This is a genomic window from Nostoc sp. DedQUE09 (assembly GCF_034530915.1).
Taxonomy (GTDB): Bacteria; Cyanobacteriota; Cyanobacteriia; order Cyanobacteriales; family Nostocaceae; genus Nostoc.
Genome location: NZ_JAVRCE010000046.1, coordinates 12,768 through 31,231 on the forward strand (window position 1 = coordinate 12,768; position 18,464 = coordinate 31,231).

At 39.5% G+C, this 18,464-nt stretch carries 15 protein-coding genes and 1 pseudogene; 9 read left to right on the forward strand and 7 right to left on the reverse strand.

Annotated elements, in window-relative coordinates; genetic code table 11:
- Window positions 1–140: 140 nt before the first annotated feature.
- Complete coding sequence (locus RMY27_RS24435) at window positions 141–608, reverse strand: MarR family transcriptional regulator (RefSeq protein ID WP_322667471.1); 468 nt, start codon at window positions 606–608, stop codon at window positions 141–143.
- 41 nt (window positions 609–649) lie between these two features.
- Window positions 650–850, reverse strand: a complete 201-nt coding sequence (locus RMY27_RS24440; RefSeq protein ID WP_322667472.1) for a hypothetical protein — start codon at window positions 848–850, stop codon at window positions 650–652.
- A 152-nt stretch (window positions 851–1,002) separates the two neighbouring features.
- Here RMY27_RS24440 and RMY27_RS24445 point away from each other — a divergent pair, with 152 nt between their 5' ends.
- The gene (locus tag RMY27_RS24445) at window positions 1,003–2,730 is read left to right on the forward strand and encodes a hypothetical protein (protein WP_322667473.1); all 1,728 of its coding nucleotides are present in this window, start codon (window positions 1,003–1,005) and stop codon (window positions 2,728–2,730) included.
- Window positions 2,731–2,740: 10 nt separating this feature from the next.
- Here the strand turns inward: RMY27_RS24445 and RMY27_RS24450 are convergent, their stop codons facing one another.
- The gene (locus RMY27_RS24450) at window positions 2,741–4,399 is read right to left on the reverse strand and encodes an ArnT family glycosyltransferase (RefSeq protein WP_322667474.1); all 1,659 of its coding nucleotides are present in this window, start codon (window positions 4,397–4,399) and stop codon (window positions 2,741–2,743) included.
- A 128-nt stretch (window positions 4,400–4,527) separates the two neighbouring features.
- On the opposite strand from RMY27_RS24450, the gene RMY27_RS24455 reads away from it, so the two are divergent.
- Window positions 4,528–5,172, forward strand: coding sequence for a class I SAM-dependent methyltransferase (locus RMY27_RS24455; protein ID WP_322667475.1), 645 nt, complete (start codon window positions 4,528–4,530; stop codon window positions 5,170–5,172).
- Between the two features lie 151 nt (window positions 5,173–5,323).
- Window positions 5,324–5,778, forward strand: a pseudogene (locus RMY27_RS24460) (EVE domain-containing protein).
- Window positions 5,779–6,078: 300 nt separating this feature from the next.
- Here RMY27_RS24460 and RMY27_RS24465 read toward each other — a convergent pair.
- From RMY27_RS24465 to RMY27_RS24475, 3 genes are all read right to left on the reverse strand, one after another.
- Window positions 6,079–6,903: a M90 family metallopeptidase gene (locus tag RMY27_RS24465; protein ID WP_322667476.1), complete on the reverse strand. Its 825-nt coding sequence runs from the start codon at window positions 6,901–6,903 to the stop codon at window positions 6,079–6,081.
- A gap of 84 nt (window positions 6,904–6,987) precedes the next feature.
- Entirely contained in the window at window positions 6,988–8,910 is a 1,923-nt protein-coding gene (locus tag RMY27_RS24470) for an Hsp70 family protein (protein WP_322667477.1), read from the reverse strand.
- Between the two features lie 14 nt (window positions 8,911–8,924).
- Window positions 8,925–9,824, reverse strand: coding sequence for a hypothetical protein (locus RMY27_RS24475; protein WP_322667478.1), 900 nt, complete (start codon window positions 9,822–9,824; stop codon window positions 8,925–8,927).
- 153 nt (window positions 9,825–9,977) lie between these two features.
- Between RMY27_RS24475 and RMY27_RS24480 the strand changes: the two genes are divergently transcribed.
- From RMY27_RS24480 to hpsP, 6 genes are all read left to right on the forward strand, one after another.
- Window positions 9,978–10,769 (forward strand): hypothetical protein, encoded by a 792-nt coding sequence (locus RMY27_RS24480; RefSeq protein ID WP_322667479.1) that lies wholly within the window; start codon window positions 9,978–9,980, stop codon window positions 10,767–10,769.
- A 390-nt stretch (window positions 10,770–11,159) separates the two neighbouring features.
- Complete coding sequence (locus RMY27_RS24485) at window positions 11,160–11,936, forward strand: glycosyltransferase family A protein (RefSeq protein WP_322667480.1); 777 nt, start codon at window positions 11,160–11,162, stop codon at window positions 11,934–11,936.
- 363 nt (window positions 11,937–12,299) lie between these two features.
- Window positions 12,300–13,955 (forward strand): hormogonium polysaccharide biosynthesis protein HpsL, encoded by a 1,656-nt coding sequence (gene hpsL, locus RMY27_RS24490; protein WP_322667481.1) that lies wholly within the window; start codon window positions 12,300–12,302, stop codon window positions 13,953–13,955.
- A 271-nt stretch (window positions 13,956–14,226) separates the two neighbouring features.
- Entirely contained in the window at window positions 14,227–15,207 is a 981-nt protein-coding gene (gene hpsN, locus RMY27_RS24495; protein ID WP_322667482.1) for a hormogonium polysaccharide biosynthesis glycosyltransferase HpsN, read from the forward strand.
- Window positions 15,208–15,252: 45 nt separating this feature from the next.
- Complete coding sequence (gene hpsO, locus RMY27_RS24500) at window positions 15,253–16,428, forward strand: hormogonium polysaccharide biosynthesis glycosyltransferase HpsO (protein WP_322667483.1); 1,176 nt, start codon at window positions 15,253–15,255, stop codon at window positions 16,426–16,428.
- A gap of 34 nt (window positions 16,429–16,462) precedes the next feature.
- Window positions 16,463–17,635, forward strand: a complete 1,173-nt coding sequence (gene hpsP / locus RMY27_RS24505; protein WP_322667484.1) for a hormogonium polysaccharide biosynthesis glycosyltransferase HpsP — start codon at window positions 16,463–16,465, stop codon at window positions 17,633–17,635.
- Window positions 17,636–17,770: 135 nt separating this feature from the next.
- Here the strand turns inward: hpsP and RMY27_RS24510 are convergent, their stop codons facing one another.
- Complete coding sequence (locus tag RMY27_RS24510) at window positions 17,771–18,349, reverse strand: hypothetical protein (protein WP_322667485.1); 579 nt, start codon at window positions 18,347–18,349, stop codon at window positions 17,771–17,773.
- Window positions 18,350–18,464: the final 115 nt, after the last annotated feature.

Sequence of the window (18,464 nt, forward strand, 5' to 3'; positions counted from 1 at the left end):
TCAATAATTTGATTAATAGTCGTTTATTTAGAATGCGTAATATTGTCTGAAAAAAATCCTTATTTCCTTAGTATGCGTAATATTATCTCAAAACAAATCTTTACACTGCCTCCCCCGGTCGGGTGATTATAAAATCATCTTTAAGACAGGTTAGCGATCGCTCGATTCAACATTTGGGAAAACAGTTCGCGATCGGCAAAGGAAATACCATCCATTGCTTCATCACGCACGGCTGCGGCGATTGGCGGTAAAACAGCTTCTAGTTCCTTACCTGCATCCGTGAGCCAGATTCGCCAAATGCGCCGATCTTGAGTGTCGCGTTCTCGACGCACCAAACCGCGTTCTTCCATCCGATCTAGTACGCCTGTTAAAGTTCCTCCCACTTGTTTGAGTTTATCTCCAATACTAGAAGTAGGTAAACCATCTTCTTGCCAAAGACAGCACAACACCAACCAGTGAAATGGCGTCAGTCCAAAGGGTTCTAGCCTCTCAGTAAACTTACGACTCAGCAATTGTGAGACTAATTTGATTCTGTAGCCCAAATTGTATGGTGCCAGATTTTGCTGCCACGACTCTAAGGTTGGGGAGTGATTAGATGTAGAAACCATTTAGCAAAATACTTAGTATGCGTAGTATTATCATAACTAAACTAATCTTTTTTAGCAATAGTTACTTTACATCTATCTAAGGGAATAACTTGAATCAACTGGTACTCTTTTACTGTACCAAGAATGCGGTAAGACCGAGGTAATTTAGGGGACTGGTCAGCATAGATCCAAGCATAGCTTAAAACTGGTATTTGCGAAATAGAGGCTACTTGTTCTTTAAATCCAGGCAGTTCGGCTTTCATGACCTTTCGTTCTGGGTAAAAAACAGAGTGTTACTAGAATTATTGGCTTTATAAATGACCGCTCAGTACTTGAAGATTGTACAATCAGAAAAATTGAAAAAAGCTTTTGATTTTCTTAATTAACATAATTTATTCAGACATAGACGCGTACAATGCTAACACAATTACAAAAAGTTTTAACAGCACCTATTACTCAAAACAGCAAACAAAATCAATCTAGATTGACTGTTCTTTTTTGGTACAGTCTCAGTCTAACTTTTGCTATTGGTTATATTTTGATGGGGCTGCGACAAGCTTTCACCAGCAAATATATAGTGAGCGACGATGCACGGGAATATATTTCTTGGATCTATCGTTACTTTAACCCAGATTTATTTCCTGGGGATTTAATTGCTGATTATTTTCAGTCGGTGACACCAATTGGGTATGGTATTGTTTATAAAATAATTGCAGCTTTAAATATAGATCCAATTTTATTTGGCAAAATTTTTCCATTAGTACTGGGAGTAATTACAACTAGCTATTGCTTTGTAGTTGCTATGGAGATATTACCAGTACCAATGGTGGGGTTTCTCGCCTCTTTACTTTTAAATCAAAGCCTTTGCCTTCATGATGACCTATTTTCTGCTACACCTAGAGATTTTATTTATTCCCTGGTTTTAGCTTTTATATATTATTTAATCCGCTCTTCAGTATTTGGTATATTAATTGTATTTGCGCTTCAATGTTTAATATACCCTATCATAGGTTTTATCAATTTATTAATTTTACTTTTGAGACTATTTCGCTGGCAGAATGGGCAGATAACTATTTCTCATAACCGAAAAGATTTTATTTTATTTGTAGCAGCCACTATAACTGCTGGCATCCTAATTTTACCTTATACTATTCAATCATCACAATTTGGACCGACAATTACTGCTGCTGTTGCGAGAACTATGCCAGAGTACTGGGATGGAGGAAGATTCAGGTATTTTACTCATAATGTTATTAGTTATTGGTTTGATGGTAGAGATAGCGGTTTTTTTGCTTTAATTGCACCTCCTCAACTACTATTTGGTTTATTATTACCAATTATCCTGAAATTCAAATCTCACTTTCTTCTAACCAAACAAGTAAAGGATGAAGTCAAACTATTACTACAGGTAGTAATAGCTAGTTTAATCATGTTTTTTACTGCCCATGCCTTAGCTTTTAAACTGCACTGGCCTAGCCGCTACACCCATCATACTTTTAAGATAGTATTTGCTCTTGCAGCAGCAATCTCTATTACCTTAATTTTAGATGCTACATTTCGATGGTCGAGACAAAATGGCAGACAAATTTTAATCTTGGGGACTATTACGATCCTTGGTGCAGGACTCATTTTTTACCCTAGTAGCTTAAAAGTTTTTCCCAAAACCCCTTATTTAGCAGGTCAAGCCCCAACATTATATAATTTTTTGCAAAAGCAACCACAAAATATTGTCATAGCCTCTACTTCCCAAGAAGCAGATAATATACCCATCTTTGCTCAAAGAACAATTTTGGTGGGTAAAGAATATGCATTACCGATCCATACAAAATATTACGCTCAATTTCGCCAGCGGATGATTGACCTGATTAATGCCCAATATACTGATGATATTAATCAGATTAAAGACTTTATTCAAAAATACCACGTAACTTTTTGGTTATTAGAACGTTCTGCATTCCTTCCAGAATATATAACTAAAAACACTTGGCTACAACAATATCAGCCAGCGGCACAACAAGCGAACGCAAATTTACAGAAGGCTCTACCTGTTTTAGCAACATTAATTAACTCTTGTGCAGTTATTGAGACTGATAATTTAGTCCTTCTGAAAACAGAATGTATCAAAGCAGTAGCAAAGACTTGAATATAATGTCTTAGGGAAGAACTTGAATTAACTGGTACTCATTGACTGTACCGATAATGCGGTGAGGTCGAGATAATTGAGAGGACTGGTTAGCATAGATCCAAGCATAGCTCAAAGCTGGTACTTGGGAAATAGAGACTAATGATTGAGGGCGAGTAGGAAGATAGAAATTAAGCAATACTTTTGTTTTAGCGTCCATCTCCACATAGTACGTAGGGTGAGATTGGAGAATTGAAGCGATCGCACTTTGTTGTAAAAAAGTTTTTAAACCAGAGTTATAGTCACTTAACAGACCGATGCTACCTATCGCTGCCAAAGCCAGCCAACAGGGAATTAACCAACCTGCAATCCAATAACGCGCTGTGAGAAACTTTTTGTCAAAGTGGTAACGAGCAATCCACACCATAGGTAAAATTAACCAACCCAAGCCCATAGCCAAGCCAATACTTGCATACTTGCGGATATCAGAACTACCCCAGCTAAAAATGCCAATACTCGCTATAACAAGTAAAACACCTAATCCACCCAAGCCATAACTGAGGTTTCGGGGAAGATTCTTTTTTGCAAAAAGATTTAATGCATTTACTTTACCTTTTTGAAGAGGGAAGTGTGGGGGAATTCCTGTCTGGTAAATATTGCCTAACCAACTTAAACCCACAGATGCAAACAAAGCGATGAACGGATAAAGGCAAAGACTATAGTGAGATAGACGAGTGCTAAAAATACTAATTTCTACAAATAAAACAAGTGGAAAACCAACTAATATTAACTGGTAACAAGGAATAGGACGACGGAGAGTTAAAAATAAACCTAAAAGCCCGAAAAAAGCCCAAGGAAATGCTTTTACAGGAATATTCCAGACATAGAATAGTAGCCCATTAGACTCCCGCTCTTCAGAACTTAGTTGTACAACAAACTTGAGTAACTCTTCAAAACTATTATTTCCATATTGCAGCCAGCTTAACCACAGCCAAATACAGCTAGGTATTAAACCTACAAAAAAACCTAAATATAAAATTGGGTTAGTAAGATGACGATGACGGCGATTTTCCCAAATTAAATAAGGTAATAAAGCTATAATTGGCAAAAAAATCATAAAGCTTCTAACTAAGAAGCCTAAACCTAAACTTAAACCAGCTAGAAAACTCCACCAGTAGCGAGATTTGGGATGTAATTCCGTTTTGATTAAAGACAAAATAGCTAAAAGCACCAAGAGAACCATCGGTACATCAGGTGTACTTAAGCGAGAGTATTGCAGCCAGAGAAATTCTACACTTAAAATTGCAGCAGCTAGCCAACCTAATTTTTTGCCTAGCATAATTTTGCCAATTTCATACACCAGCCACAAGCTAAAAATGCCAGCAATCATACTAGGAAGACGCGCACTAGTATCACTGATACCAAACAGCTTGTAGAAACTGGCAATTAACCAATAAGGGCCAGGAGTTTTATGATGTGCTGTTTCCCAAGGAGCTATCCAATTACCAGAATCAAACATCAGACGGGCACGTGATGCGTAAAGCGCTTCATCATGTGCCATCAGGCTATTATGTCCAGAAGTAAATAGTAATAAGGGCAGTATCCAAACTAACAAACTAAAATAGGGTAATGATGCGACTAGGCGGATTTGTCGCCAAATATGTTGCAAGAAGTGTAGATTATATAACATTAAATTGATAAAAATTGAATGCTGCTATTTAGGTATCCTGCTGTTATTAAAATATGTTACATAGTGTTTGTGAAAAAGTATCTGAAATTGCCGCAAATTTCGGAAACAGTACTCCAAAACAGAGATTTATGCAGTTAAGACCGAATCAGCGCCTGAAATTAGATGACACAGACGATAAACTGTTCTACGCCTATCCTCGCTTCGTCACCCATGTCGATGAAGGATTTATTCAACAGCTAACGGATTTATACCGCGATCGCCTCAAACCCAACACCCGCATTTTTGATATGATGAGCAGTTGGGTGTCTCATCTACCAGAAGAAATGCAGTTTGACCATGTGGAAGGACACGGACTCAACGCTGAGGAATTAGCACGAAATCCCCGCTTAAATCATTACTTTGTGCAAAATCTTAACGAAAATCCCCAGCTACCTTTACCAGACGAAGATTTTGATGCTGTTCTCAATTGCGTATCTGTGCAATATATACAATATCCAGAAGCAGTATTTTCCGAGATTTATCGCATCTTGAAACCCGGCGGTGTTGCAATTATCAGCTTTTCTAACCGAATGTTTTTTGAAAAGGCGATTCAAGCTTGGCGGGAGGCTTCAGAAGCACAGCGAGTAGAATTAGTCAAAGCTTACTTCGCATCAGTTCCAGGATTTACAACCGCAGAAGTTATAGCTCATAAATCAACGTTACCGAATATCTTACAGTGGTTGGGTGCAGCTGGAGGAGATCCATTTTATGCTGTCATAGCTTCCCGCAGTTAAGTCAAATATTCACTAGTACAATGTCTTAGCTAGTGCAATAGGGTTTGTAGTAAGCACTTTAGTGCTTAGAAAATAAGGACTAAAGTCCTTACTACGAACTTACTTACCTGCTCAAAATTAAAATACTTTTGTATATAGATAATTTCTGTAGATGAATTATTGGCTAATGAAATCAGAACCAGAAGCCTATAGCATTGCTGATCTTCACAGCAGAAACAGACTATCTGGGACGGTGTTCGCAATTATCAAGCTCGCAACTTTTTGCGCCTTATGGATGAAGGAGACTTAGCTTTTTTTTATCATTCCGGCACTAATCCTCCCGGTATTGCTGGGTTAATGCGTGTAGTGAAAAAAGATATTGCTGACCCGACCCAGTTTGAACCAGAAAGTCAATACTACGACCCGAAATCAAGTTCCGAATCACCTCGCTGGCAAACAGTTGTAGTGGAATTTGTTGAGGCTTTTTCTAACCCCATCTTGCTATCAATACTCAAAGAGAAGTTTAGTGCCGAAGAGTTTATGTTGGTGAAACAAGGAAATCGATTATCAGTGATGCCCGTACCTGAAGCAGTCGCTTTGAAGATTCTGGCGATGAAAAACTCCTAGTTAAAATAATTCGTAATTCGTAATGACGCTCCTGCATCGCTAAGAGGATGTTTGAAAAGTCGTAAAGTATACTAGAAACCCCTCTCCAAACCTCTCCCCGAAGCGGAGAGAGGCTTTGAAACCCCCATTCCCTCGTAGGGAAGGGGGGCTAGGAGGGTTAGGTTTCCGAGGCTTTAATGTGACGAAAAATACTTTTCAAACATCCTCTAACGCTGCGCAAACGTAATTCGTAATTCGTAAAACATTTTGAAGGAAGGTTGATTAACTTAACATAATGTGATTTATTCTTGTCCACTTACTTCACGCCCATTGCATAGGATCTAATTGATAGTAACGTTGTAGTTGCTCATAAAGTGCCGGATGCTTAGATAACAATTGGTGCGGTTTCTCAAAGAATGTCTCAGTCGCTACGGCAAAAAATTCTGCGGGATTTGTTGCGCCATAGCTATCCATTACCGTCTTTGCACCTTGTAGAACATCATTGCAAAGTTGCTGATATGCTTCTGTCATCACCTTTGCCCAAATAGCATAATCTGAGTTGTTTTGCAGTATTGGAACTCCTTCAGCTTTACCATCTTCTTGATCTAATTGATGGGCGAATTCATGAAGCACAACATTACGTCCATCTCTCCAGTTATTAATGTCTTGTTTTACCTGTTCCCAAGACACTACTACTTGGTCATTTGTCCACGATTCACCTAGTCTTGCTACACGCTTTTCCTCAACAACATATTTTCCGACGGAATTCCTTTCCTGAACAAAATAAGCGTTGGGATATACCAGAATTGAACGAAGTCTGGGGAAGTACTGCCCACGTTCATTTAATAGAAGTAAACAAGCAACAGCAGCAAGAGTCAATTTCATTTCCTCTGTCACCTGTAATCCTCTACAGCCAATAAATTGCTTTTCTGCTAAGAATACTTGAATATGCCCCTGAAGTCGTCTGATTTCATCAGGAGAAAGACAGAGATAAATGGGAAGATTATTTTCAATAATGGCATTCCACAGGGGAGGAAAAGGACGATGTTTGATACGGTTTCTTCGTCTTTTGACGAGAATCGGATTGAGTAAAATCCCAGCGATAATCAGCCCAATGAGGAAAAAGAAAACTATGATTTTAATCATTGACTTTTGATCGGCTTACATATTTAATTCACTGGTAAGCAGAAAATTTAGAATAATGTTATTCTTATGGCTCACTAACTACTGCTATTGGATCAGAATTATGCAAGATTGAACTTTACTGGAAAGGCTGTTTTGAAGTCCTTGCTCAACTTTGACAATCAGTTTATCAAAAGCCTCTTGATTGGCTGTCAATTGTTCTTGAAGAACTTTCTCTAACTCAGGTTTTATTTGCTCACATATATCCTCAATTTTTGTGTCACTCAAAAAACTAGAACGAATCCAACTAGGTACATCTACATTTGTCTTAATTACTTCTTGAACACTCTTACGATTTAGCTCCATTCCTGCCGCCATCACCGAAGCCCCATATACTAATGCAATCGGCCAGGTTAAATGTCCAGTTAGTATGAGAGTGATAATGCTAGCCACAGCGCCTCCACCAATTACTACATTGACGATAAACGCTACTGTCTCAGCCAGAATAGCATCTCCAATTTGTAATTCTGGGTTAACAAAAGTTGGATCAATACTATCTTGGAACCTTAAGCTGCTTCTAGGTATCTGGAACTTTCGACAGATTGGATCGGTTTGTGCGGCTAAATCGGGTTGGATTTTATTGCTAAACCAAGAAGCGCATTGATGATTAATTATCTGCACGGCGCGATCGCTTTTGAGCCACTGTTCTGCCCGACCGATCAAAGCTGTTTCCAAATCTGCTAAAGTCCGTATTTTGTTTTTTTGCCAATCTTTTAAACTTGGTTTAACTGCGTTGACAATCAAGCCATCTGCCAAAGGCTTAGTTAATGATTCGATTAACTCTGGGATATGCCTTTCAATCAAACCTTTAAGCTGGTTCGAGGTAAATAGTTTGTTGACTTCTTGCTTAAAAGCAGCAGCACGCAAATCCCATCGTCCTACTCGTGCTAAACCTAGTGCAATGCACCGTTCCGGTTCTGGATCGGGGCGAAGCAGCGTTTCTGGTTCGGGAAACATTTCCTGACAAAGAACGTGTGTGAACTTCATGCGAGATGCACCGCCAGTCATCAGCACAAGTTTCGGCACGATTCCAAGTTTTTCCAGCTTTTCTTTCGCCTCTTTTAAAGAGTTGCAAAATGATTTAATCCAACTACGATTTTCCAGTTCAGGTAAGGGTTGATTTAAAATTTCCTCCATCATCAATTTATTCACTTGGGGAATAAAATAAATCTGTTCGTTGATCGACTCGAAGCCACGCGCAAAGGATTCAGGATCGCTGTATAGCTGTTCATTTGAAAAGTAATCTTCTTTAGCTTTGCGGCAAGCAAGTTCACAACGAGCTTGGTGATGGGGATATTCCTGAAATACTTTTTCGAGTAATGCTTTTTGTTCGTGGTTGGCGAGAGTCCGGGCAAAAATAGCTTTGTCAATTAGGGATGCACCTAAAGTATTACTCCCGAAATCTATCGGGATTTCTTCTAAACTTTTAACCAAAGTAAAATCTGTGGTTGAAGAACCAATATCGACAATTAGCACCGATGCCAGAAGTTTGTCATACTCCAACTTACCGGCTTCCTTGGCTTGCATGAAAGCAGCCCGCGATTCAGGCACAACATTTAATTGGGGAATGCCAGCTTCTTGAAGTAGCTTTTGGTATTCGGTGCGATCGCTAACTGACCATCCTGAAGGGCAACCAATGTAAAAATAGCTACTTTCCCCACCTGCAAGTTGTTTAGTTTCTTTCAAAAGGCGGTAGTAGGTTGCCACAAAAGTGCTAATTGTTTCCCGATATTTGGGATCGTTGTTGGGTTTTTGCTTGAAAGAGATTGTCAGTTGAGTAACGCCAGCTTGAATTAATGCTTGTTCGCCGACAAGATAACCGAGTTTGGGATGCCAGCCAAGGGCTGTAATTTGGTTCTTCTTGTTATTTATCTCCAGCATTTGGGGAGGGTCGATGCTTTCCACGATCGCTTTAGCTACAGCTGTTTCACCGTGTCCCAAATCAAAACCGATTGTTTCTAAAATTTCCATACCCTTATTGTCTATTATTCTCTAGCAGAGGAATATGCTGGTTCAATTACCCTACCGCGTCTAATCAAGCGATCGCCTTTTAACAAAGCCGGCGTTAGAGTCACGTGTTCTTTGGTATCGGGGTCGATACTTGGCTCAAAGTCAAAATACTCGCGATCGCTATTCGATCGGTAAATTTGAGCGTTAATTCCCTGAGACATTAAAATCTGTGGCAGAAGTTTCGCCAGTTCATAAGCCATTTGGGGTTTATCAAGTTTGGATGCGCCCATTAGTCTTTGGAGAAAATTCAATACCTCTGGCAGTTCTTCTATTGCTAAGTCGCCTTCATGTTTATTTGATTCTTCTAATCTAGCTACTGCTAGGTCGATAGTGTTGAGAGCATCCCCAAGATGATCTAGAAATACTTTGCTATCAACCCGGAGAATCGGTTGAGGTAATTCCAATACTCCTTCAGATATAGAATTATTTTGCTGGTTGTTTAATTCGAGTTGAAGTACAATTTCTAGTCCTATAAGTAGAAAAGTTAGTAAGATAGCCATCCAAGCACCTGGGGTAGCTTTAGTCAAGGAGAACAACGAACCTAAGATGCCTATATAAATTAGTCCCTTTAGCAGTTTTAGGATTAATCTACTGGAAAAAAACTTTGTCCCTGAGTTAGTAATTTGCCTTTGTTCTGTTGGAGCAACTTGAAGATAGTTAGCCGCAGCCAGAGTGGCGATGGACTGCCGCAGCGTATCCAGGAAAAAGGAAGCCAGACGAACTTGAGCCAAATTAAGCTTTTCAATGTAAATTCTTTCGAGATTATCGAGTCGGTTTTGAACTAGTTTAACTATTTGCTCAATCCCGATTGTGTTATCAATATCTATCTGGAGTTGGTTGCGTTCTTCGCTAAAAAGTGAAGTGATTGTTTTCATTGCATTGACTAAGACTTTAACGTTATTAATTAGGAGTGAAATGAACACTCGTTTTTTTCTTTCACTCTGTAATCAGATAATGACGAAATAATTCATAATTACTAATTATGAATTAGGTTGATTACAAATTACCCCATCAAAAGGAGGAGCAGAATGTTTATCTGCGTCATTGCAGACTACGGTACAGGAGATCCGGCATTTACTGAAGTCACACAACGTCTGCTGATGACTTTTCCCCATGCCCAAATTCATTTGCTTTCGGTTCCAGCATTCAGTACTTTGGCAACGGGATTCTGGATTGCCCAACTTGGACTCAACCCTGGCCCTAGCGATCGCCTAATTTATCACAACTGTGCGCCTCGTCAGGATGATCCTGAAGCTCGTCGAGATAATGAAGGTGAAGGGCTAACTTACGCTCTTCTATCCAATGGTGTAAAAGTAGTGGGTGTGAATGCAGGCTACACCCTCTCCTTTATCAAAGACTATACAAAGGAGTTGCGAGCGATCAACGTTTCTCGTGGTGGCTCGCAGTTTCGCTCACGGGATGTATTTCCTCCGGCTGCGGCTGCGATTATGAATGAAGATTTTAGCCTTCTGGGAGATAGCCTCAAAAGTGAGCAAATCCCAGATGTTCCACCAGATCGCATTGCCTGGGTTGATGGCTACGGCAATATTAAAACAACTATTGGGGCCCATACAGTTAACTTGGAGCCTCAAACCAAGATCGCGATCCGAATTGGAGATATGGTCAGCGATGCAGTGTATTCTGATGGCAGTTTCAAGGTATCTGAAGGAACTTTAGCCTTTGCTCCTGGTAGTTCCGGTTGGTCAAGAGGCGATTCAGGGGAACCATTGCGTTTTTTAGAGCTATTTTTGCGAGGAGGGAGTGCTTGGGAGCGCTTTGGCCGTCCTCGCGTGAATCAGCAAGTAACTCGAATTGCCTGAAATCGGGTAATTAGCCTTTGTTACTGTCAGTAGACCGAAAAGTTTTCCAGAACCCTTACCAGCCGTTAATTAGAGTTTAAGAACACAATTTGCCGCAATCCTGTTAGAGTCAGCTTTTCAAGGAACGAGCGTTGTTGGTGGTTTAAGAATCCAGTACAGGCGTAGGCGCAGCTCGCACTTCGACATAGTTCGACTCTGCTCACCAGTCGCTCTGTTACCATCGTAGACATCGCGATCGTCAACAGAAAAACCTCGTCTGAAACCCTGATTATTTCGTCAACTTACAAAACTTTTCGATCTACTGACATTTAGTCTTAGCGTCAGTCTGAACGTGTTATTATTTGCTTCGAGATTCCTAGCTGTTTGTTCTGATAAAATACATAAAATACAGTGCTTGTTTTTGTTATCCCACTCAAAAGTGCACAAGTTTCCAATTCCTGGGAGCGTGTTACACAATTATTTGAAAGATGTATTAAATCAGTTTGCAATCAAACCTCACCAAACTTTCACGTTATTGTTGTTTGTCACGAAAAGCCCAAAATAGAATTTACTCATCCTCATATTACATACATTACAGTTGATTTTCCCCCTCCAAACGAGCCTACCCCTGTAGCTAAAGGAGACACAGACAAAGGGCGTAAAATCTTAAAAGGATTGATGTATGCTCGTCAACTTTATCCCACTCACACTATGACAGTTGATGCTGACGATTGTGTGAGTCAAAAGTTAGCGAAATTTGTTCAACAACACCCTGATTCTAATGGATGGTTTATAAATAAAGGTTATAAATATCAAGAAGGCAATAATTACATCTATATCAAGAGAAGCAATTTTTATAAAATGTGCGGGACTTGTAATATTATTCGATATGATTTAAATGATTTGCCAGAAAGCGCAGAATATAATCGTGGCTACGGATACTATAGATATTATATAGACCACGCTAAAGTTAGAGAGATTTTAAAGAACAAAGGAAAATCCATTAAATCATTACCATTTCCAGGTGCAGTTTATATTTTGGCAACAGGAGAAAATCTTTTTGAGAATTCAAAAAGATTAAGATTTAGCATTTTTAATCGTAAATTATTAAATCAATCATTGAGAGAGGAATTTGGATTATACAATCTACAGCAATCCAAAGAGATTTATCAACTATCAGAATTGTAAATTGTTTTTGAAAAAATCTAATGAATGGTCTTATATGGTGTGTTAGCGGAGTGTAACGCACCAAAAGCTTGAAATTGTGCCGTAGTTTCTGCTTTAACACAACGCCAGTTGCTACAACGGATAGTGCAGCGTCAAGCCTTCTTTTCTCCTGTAAAAACGTTAAGGCCAAAGAGTAGGCTTGTCTACAATACGCTATGCGAACGCCAACGGTATGAATTCTCTACCAGAGGCTGCCAACGCTGAGAGCGAGTATTCGAGCGTCGGGAACTCCGCAACGCACTAGCCCCCTACGTGTATTTTAAAATCAAATATTAGTCCTATATAATGGAGTATTTTGCGAGGTTGATAGGCTACAGTGCCACTATGCCAAAATTTAAATCAAAATCTCAGCAATCTAAAAAATCGAAAAAGCAGGCTAAAAAGGAAACTTCTACCCTTAGCCTCAAAGAACAGTTAGCTCAAAAGCGCAAATCTGCCCAAGTACGTCAAGAACTCACTAGCTTACTCACCACCGCCATTTTTGGCGGTGTCTTTGTTGGCATTCTACTTTTTTTTGTAGCTGGAATTAAAGCAGCAGTCCCTGGCGTGTTAGGGATAATAGTCATCTCCCTTTCCTACAAATATCCGCGCCAAGCCCTATATGCCTTCATCATTTACATACCTGTGGGAGGTACTATCACCTACTACTTGGGCAATAGTCCTATACTCCAATTGGCTAAAGATGCCTTTTACGTTCCAGCGCTAATTGGACTTTGGCAAACTTGCCGTAAACAAGGGCTACCTATAATTATTCCCAAAGGCATTAAAACCCCACTTTATATTGTTTTCGCTTGCAGTCTGCTAACACTGTTGTTTGTCAATGGTGGACAGCAATTTAACCCGCAGAGTGTCGGACTATTAGAAAAAGCACCCCAAGAAATACCATTAGGTATGGGAATTCTGGGACTAAAAGTATTTTTAGGCTATGTCCCTCTGATTGGTTGTGCCTACTATCTAATTCGCGATAAACGGGATTTTCTATTTTTATTGCGCCTCCAGATTGTCCTCACACTGATTTGCTGCGGGCTAGGATTTATTCAATACTTTTTACTACTAACTGGTGTATGTCAAGGCACTAGAGGTCTTGAAGGAGATGCCTTATTTAGAGCAACACTCGAAGCCCGATGTTATTTTGGTGGAGCGCTAGTGTATAGTCCCGAAGAAGGGATTATTCGCCTACCAGGGACATTTGTAGCTCCTTGGCAGTGGGCTTGGTTCTTAATTTCTAGCACCTTTTTTACCTTTGCCACCGGTTTCACCGATCCCTCGCCAATATGGCGGCTCATCGGTTTAGGTTCTATAGCGGGAGTCTTTATCAATGCTGTAATCTCTGGACAGAGAATCGCCTTAGCTTTAGTACCAATCTGCTTCGGGATTTTGCTATTGCTTACCGGACAACTTGGCAACCTGAAACGATTTATCCCTATAGGCGTGGGACTTGCCTTCATTCTGGGAATTGCGATGGTGACTAACCCTGCTGTCGTACAAGAGAGAACCGAGAGTTTTGTCAGTCGTTGGAACGCTTCACCACCTCAAGATTTTATCATCCAGCAATTTGAAGAAAATTGGAAAAACGTAGACGGGCCATTGGGAAGCGGCTTAGGACGAGCAACCAACTCTGCCCGTGTGATGGGTCAAACTAAGCTTGTGGAAACCTACTACCCCAAAGTACTTTATGAAGTGGGAATTTTTGGATTACTAGCGTTTCTGAGTTTGGTAACAAGTTTAACAATTCTGGGCTTTAAAACCTATCGCTCCATAAAGAACCGTAATTTCCGTAGTTCCGGAGCAGCTTTGTGGGTGTTTATATTGTTTATTAGCACCAACACTTACTACTATCCTCTGGATGTCGATCCTGTTGCTGCTTATTATTGGTTTTTTGCGGGAGTTCTTTTTAAATTACCAGAACTGGAGAAACAAGATAAAGAAGATGCCAACCCTGATCAAAAAAACAAGAAAAAACGTCTAAAAACAATTTAAATGAAATAAAAATGGCCAAAAAGTATGATTGAAAGTCAAAAATACCTCAGTATTTAAAACCTACCTCAAAATTCTCGCCATACACTTATTTTTCGACGATACTTATTGATGAGTAAGCAATTTCGCAGTCAGAGAGAGGAATGAAAGTGAGGTTTTCCAGAATCCGTGAAAATACAGTATGTAAATTAAAGCAATAGCCACTTACTGAATTTCATGAAAATTAATTTCTACAAGGCTATTATAGAGGCAGTAAAATTACTTAATAAAATTTATGAATAATTGGCCATTAGTTACTGTAGTCATCCCGACCTACGGACGAGAGGAAGCGCTACGCGATAGCATTGTGGATGTCTTAAAACAGGATTATCCAAATTTTGAAGTTTTAGTTGTCGACCAAACTGCAAAACACCAACCAGAAATTCAAGCCTATCTAGAAGAGATGGCGGAGGCTGGTAAAATTAAATGGTTGCGCTTAGATTGGGCAAGTTTGCCAGGGGCGCGAAATTATGCTGTCCGGCGGTCATCTGGTGAAATAATATTGTTTATTGATGATGATGTTCAGTTAACCCCTGGATTGTTAGCAGCCCATGCGAAAAATTATGTGCAAAATCCAGAGGTGGGGGCTGTAGCTGGTCGGGTCTTTGACAGAATGAAATTAGGTGATTCTGGAGGAGATTTACAAATTGAATATCTGCCTCCCGAAGCTATGGACCCAGGAATTGCTTGGTATCATATTGATTTGGTACATACTATCAAACCCCAACAAGTACTGACAGCGAGGGGTTGCAATATGTCATTTCGCCGCGAAATCTTTACTAAGTATGGATTGAGGTTTGATGAAAGGTTTCGCGGTAGTGCAGTACGCGAAGAGTCAGACTTTTGTTTGCGGGTGAGACAAACAGGGTATAAGATTTGGTACGACCCAGAGGCCCATTTGGTGCATTTAGGCGAAGAAACAGGGGGTTGTCACGATATTAGTATGCGATCGCTAAAATATCAACTCACCTTTTATCACAACCATTTTTTACTGGGACTGAAAAACCTGACTGCGACTCAAGCTTTGCGCTTATATGGTCGTTTATTTGACTGTCACGTTCTCGGACGTCCACCTTGTCACAAAAGCGGTTCCCCCATCAAAATTGCCACTCGCGCTATTTTCTACACTTTGGGTTTTTTCAAAGCCTTGGGTACTGTCATTGAATCACTATGGAACGATGGTCAAATTTATAGTCGATTGGATAAACAAGTTTAGTTATTAGTCATTTGTCATTAGTCATTAGTGAATAACAAAGGATAGATGAAAATCTTAGTTGCTAGTCACACTTATATCGTAGACCTCAACTGTGAGAAATTACGCGCTTTATCTCAACTAGAACCTGACATTGAAGTGACAGTTGTAGTCCCAAAGCGCTGGAAACCAGGTGGTGTACAAAATAGAATTATTGAAACTGAATACCGAGATGAAGGCAGATTTAAAATAGTTCCAGTTTCTAATTTTAGTCAAAATCATCAGGGACTCCTTACCTTTGGTGCTGATTTGATATCTTTATTAAAACAATTTCGCCCGCAAATCATCCAAGTTGAACAAGGTTCTAGAGCCTTGGCTTATACTCAAATGATTGCCTTAAATCAGCTATTAGGACTCAAGGCAAAAAACGTATTTTTTACCTGGTGGAATCTTCCTTATGAACTGAAACTGCCAATTTCTTTATTAGAAAAATATAACCTCAACCACAGCCACGGTATTATTTCTGGCAATCAAGATGGAGCAGAGATTTTGCGGCAACGGGGATATACAGGTGCAATTAAAGTCATGCCACAATTGGGTGTAGATGAAAGTTTATTTACTCCCAAAGCTCAACCAGAGTTAGCAGCTAAGTTGGGTATTGAAAAAGAGGATTTTGTAGTAGGTTTTGTAGGGCGCTTTGTGCAAGAAAAGGGTTTGCTAACGCTTTTGCAAGCCTTAGCTACTTTGAAAAACAAACCTTGGAAACTACTGTTATTGGGACGGGGAGAGTTGCAAAGTGAATTAATGAAAATTGCAACAGAAAACAATATTAAAGAACGATTAATTTTGATAGAAAGTGTTCCCCATGATCAGGTTGCAAACTATATCAATTTAATGAGTACTTTAGTATTACCTTCAGAAACAACTTACAAGTTTAAAACTTTAACTTCTGCTGGCTGGAAAGAGCAATTTGGTCATGTGCTAATTGAAGCAATGGCTTGCCAAGTTCCTGTGATTGGTTCTGATTCCGGGGAAATTCCCTATGTAATTGGCAATGCTGGCTTAGTATTTCCTGAAGGTGATGTTCAAGCTCTTGCTAATTGCTTAGTTCAATTAATGGATAAACCAGATTTTGCTCATACTCTCGGTGAAATGGGTTATCAAAAAGCAATGACTCAATATACAAATAAAGCTTTGGCTAAACAGCAATTAGAATTTTATAAAGAGTTAGTCATTAGTGAATAACAAAGGACAAATGACAAATGACAAATGACAAAAAATGAAAATATTACAAATTGTTCCCTCAATTTCTCTAATTTACGGTGGGCCGAGTCAAATGGTACTAGGATTAGCTCCAGCGTTAGTAAAAGAAGGAGTAGAAGTTACAATTCTCACAACTGATAGTAATGGCGATAATGGTCAAACACCTCTGGATGTTCCTTTAAATCGCCCAATTAAACAAGATGGCTATGAAATAATTTACTTTCGTTGTGCGCCGTTTCGTCGCTACAAATTTTCCCTAGATTTATTAAACTGGCTAAAACGTCACGCTCATGAGTTTGACATAGCACATATTCATGCTCTATTCTCGCCAATAATTAGTGCTGCTGCTCTTGTGTGTCGTCAGCAAAAGCTACCTTATATTTTCCGTCCTTTGGGTACTCTCGATCCGGCTGATTTACAGAAGAAAAAGCAATTAAAACAGCTTTATGTCGCAATTATAGAACGTCAAAATTTAGCTAGTGCGGCTGCAATTCATTTTACCAGCGACCAAGAAGCTAAAATATCAGAACGATTTGGAGTATCTACACCAGATTTGGTGATTCCCTTGGGTGTGATTCCTCGTCAATCTTCTGTTAAAAGTGTATATAGTCAGTTAGAAATACCAAAGGATGTACCGTTGGTGCTGTTTATGTCACGAATTGACCCGAAAAAAGGGTTAAATTTGTTGATTCCAGCGCTAGAGAAGCTGTTAACGGTTGGTTATAACTTTCATTTTGTCTTAGCTGGTACTAATCCGCAAGAACCAGATTACGAACAAAAGATAATATCCCAAATTCAAAATTCACCATTGCGATCGCACACTACAATTACAGGCTTTGTTACTGGTGAACTCAAAGTTAGTTTACTACAAGCGGCTGATTTATTTGTCTTGCCTTCTTACTACGAAAATTTTGGGATTGCTGTAGCTGAAGCGATGGTTGCAGGTGTACCCGTAGTTATTTCTGACCAAGTACATATTTGTCAACAGATACGTGATAGCGAGTCTGGTTGGGTAGGTGCAACAGATGTGCAAGCACTGGTAGAGTTACTGCAAGAAGCTTTGCAAAATCCGGCAGAACGCCAACGACGGGGATTAAATGCCCAAAAATATGCATTGGAAAATTTTAGCTGGGATGCGATCGCAAAGCAAACAATTCAAGCCTACGAAAAAATTCTGGCAAACAAATGAATTTAACCCAACGCAGATAACAACAGTTTTTGCCAAATAGGTGCTAGAACCGCTTTGACAACAATATCCGCAATCACAAAACCAATCCCAATTAATATATAAGTTTTTGGAAAGGGAGATTTCGGAACTTCGCCTCTAATGCGAGTTATTAGATTTAATCCTAAAGCAGCTAAAGCCACCCCAGTGGCGATAAACCCGATTATCCGCAGAATAGACCAAGGATACCACCCTAAAATACCTGCTAAACCTTGGTTTAGCACTAACTTTCATTAATTCTGCAACATAAAAGTTCATGTAATTCAGCATCCAAGTGCCGAATATTAATGCCATGCTACTAATAGTTACAATGCAGAGAATACAAAAAATCCCATAGTGCAATAAATGGTCTGGTAAAAATAAATTGAGTGAACCTTCCATACCTTCTCCCGTGCGAATCCAGTGGAACATTTCCGTAGTGTATGATTGTCCACGAAGGATAACTTTTGCTGCTGTTTGTGGTGCGATTGCTGTTGCTACAATTACAGCAATACTCTGGAAAACTCCCCACAGTAACATCCACCAAAAAGCACTTTTATATTGTTGACGACGCACTTGTAAAAAGAAAATGGGATATGGAACAGCAGCGCCTAAAATCGGCATCAACCAGGGAACTCCAAAAACAAAACTCGCAGTTGTGCTGAGGATAACACCAATCACCAAAAAGATTATTATCATTAATTCAAAATTAAAAAATAGTAAACATATTTATAATCTTTATTCTCACTACTTGCTTTATGACAATTAAGTTTGCAACAACCTAAAAATTTCTCACAATCTTGCATCTATGCCA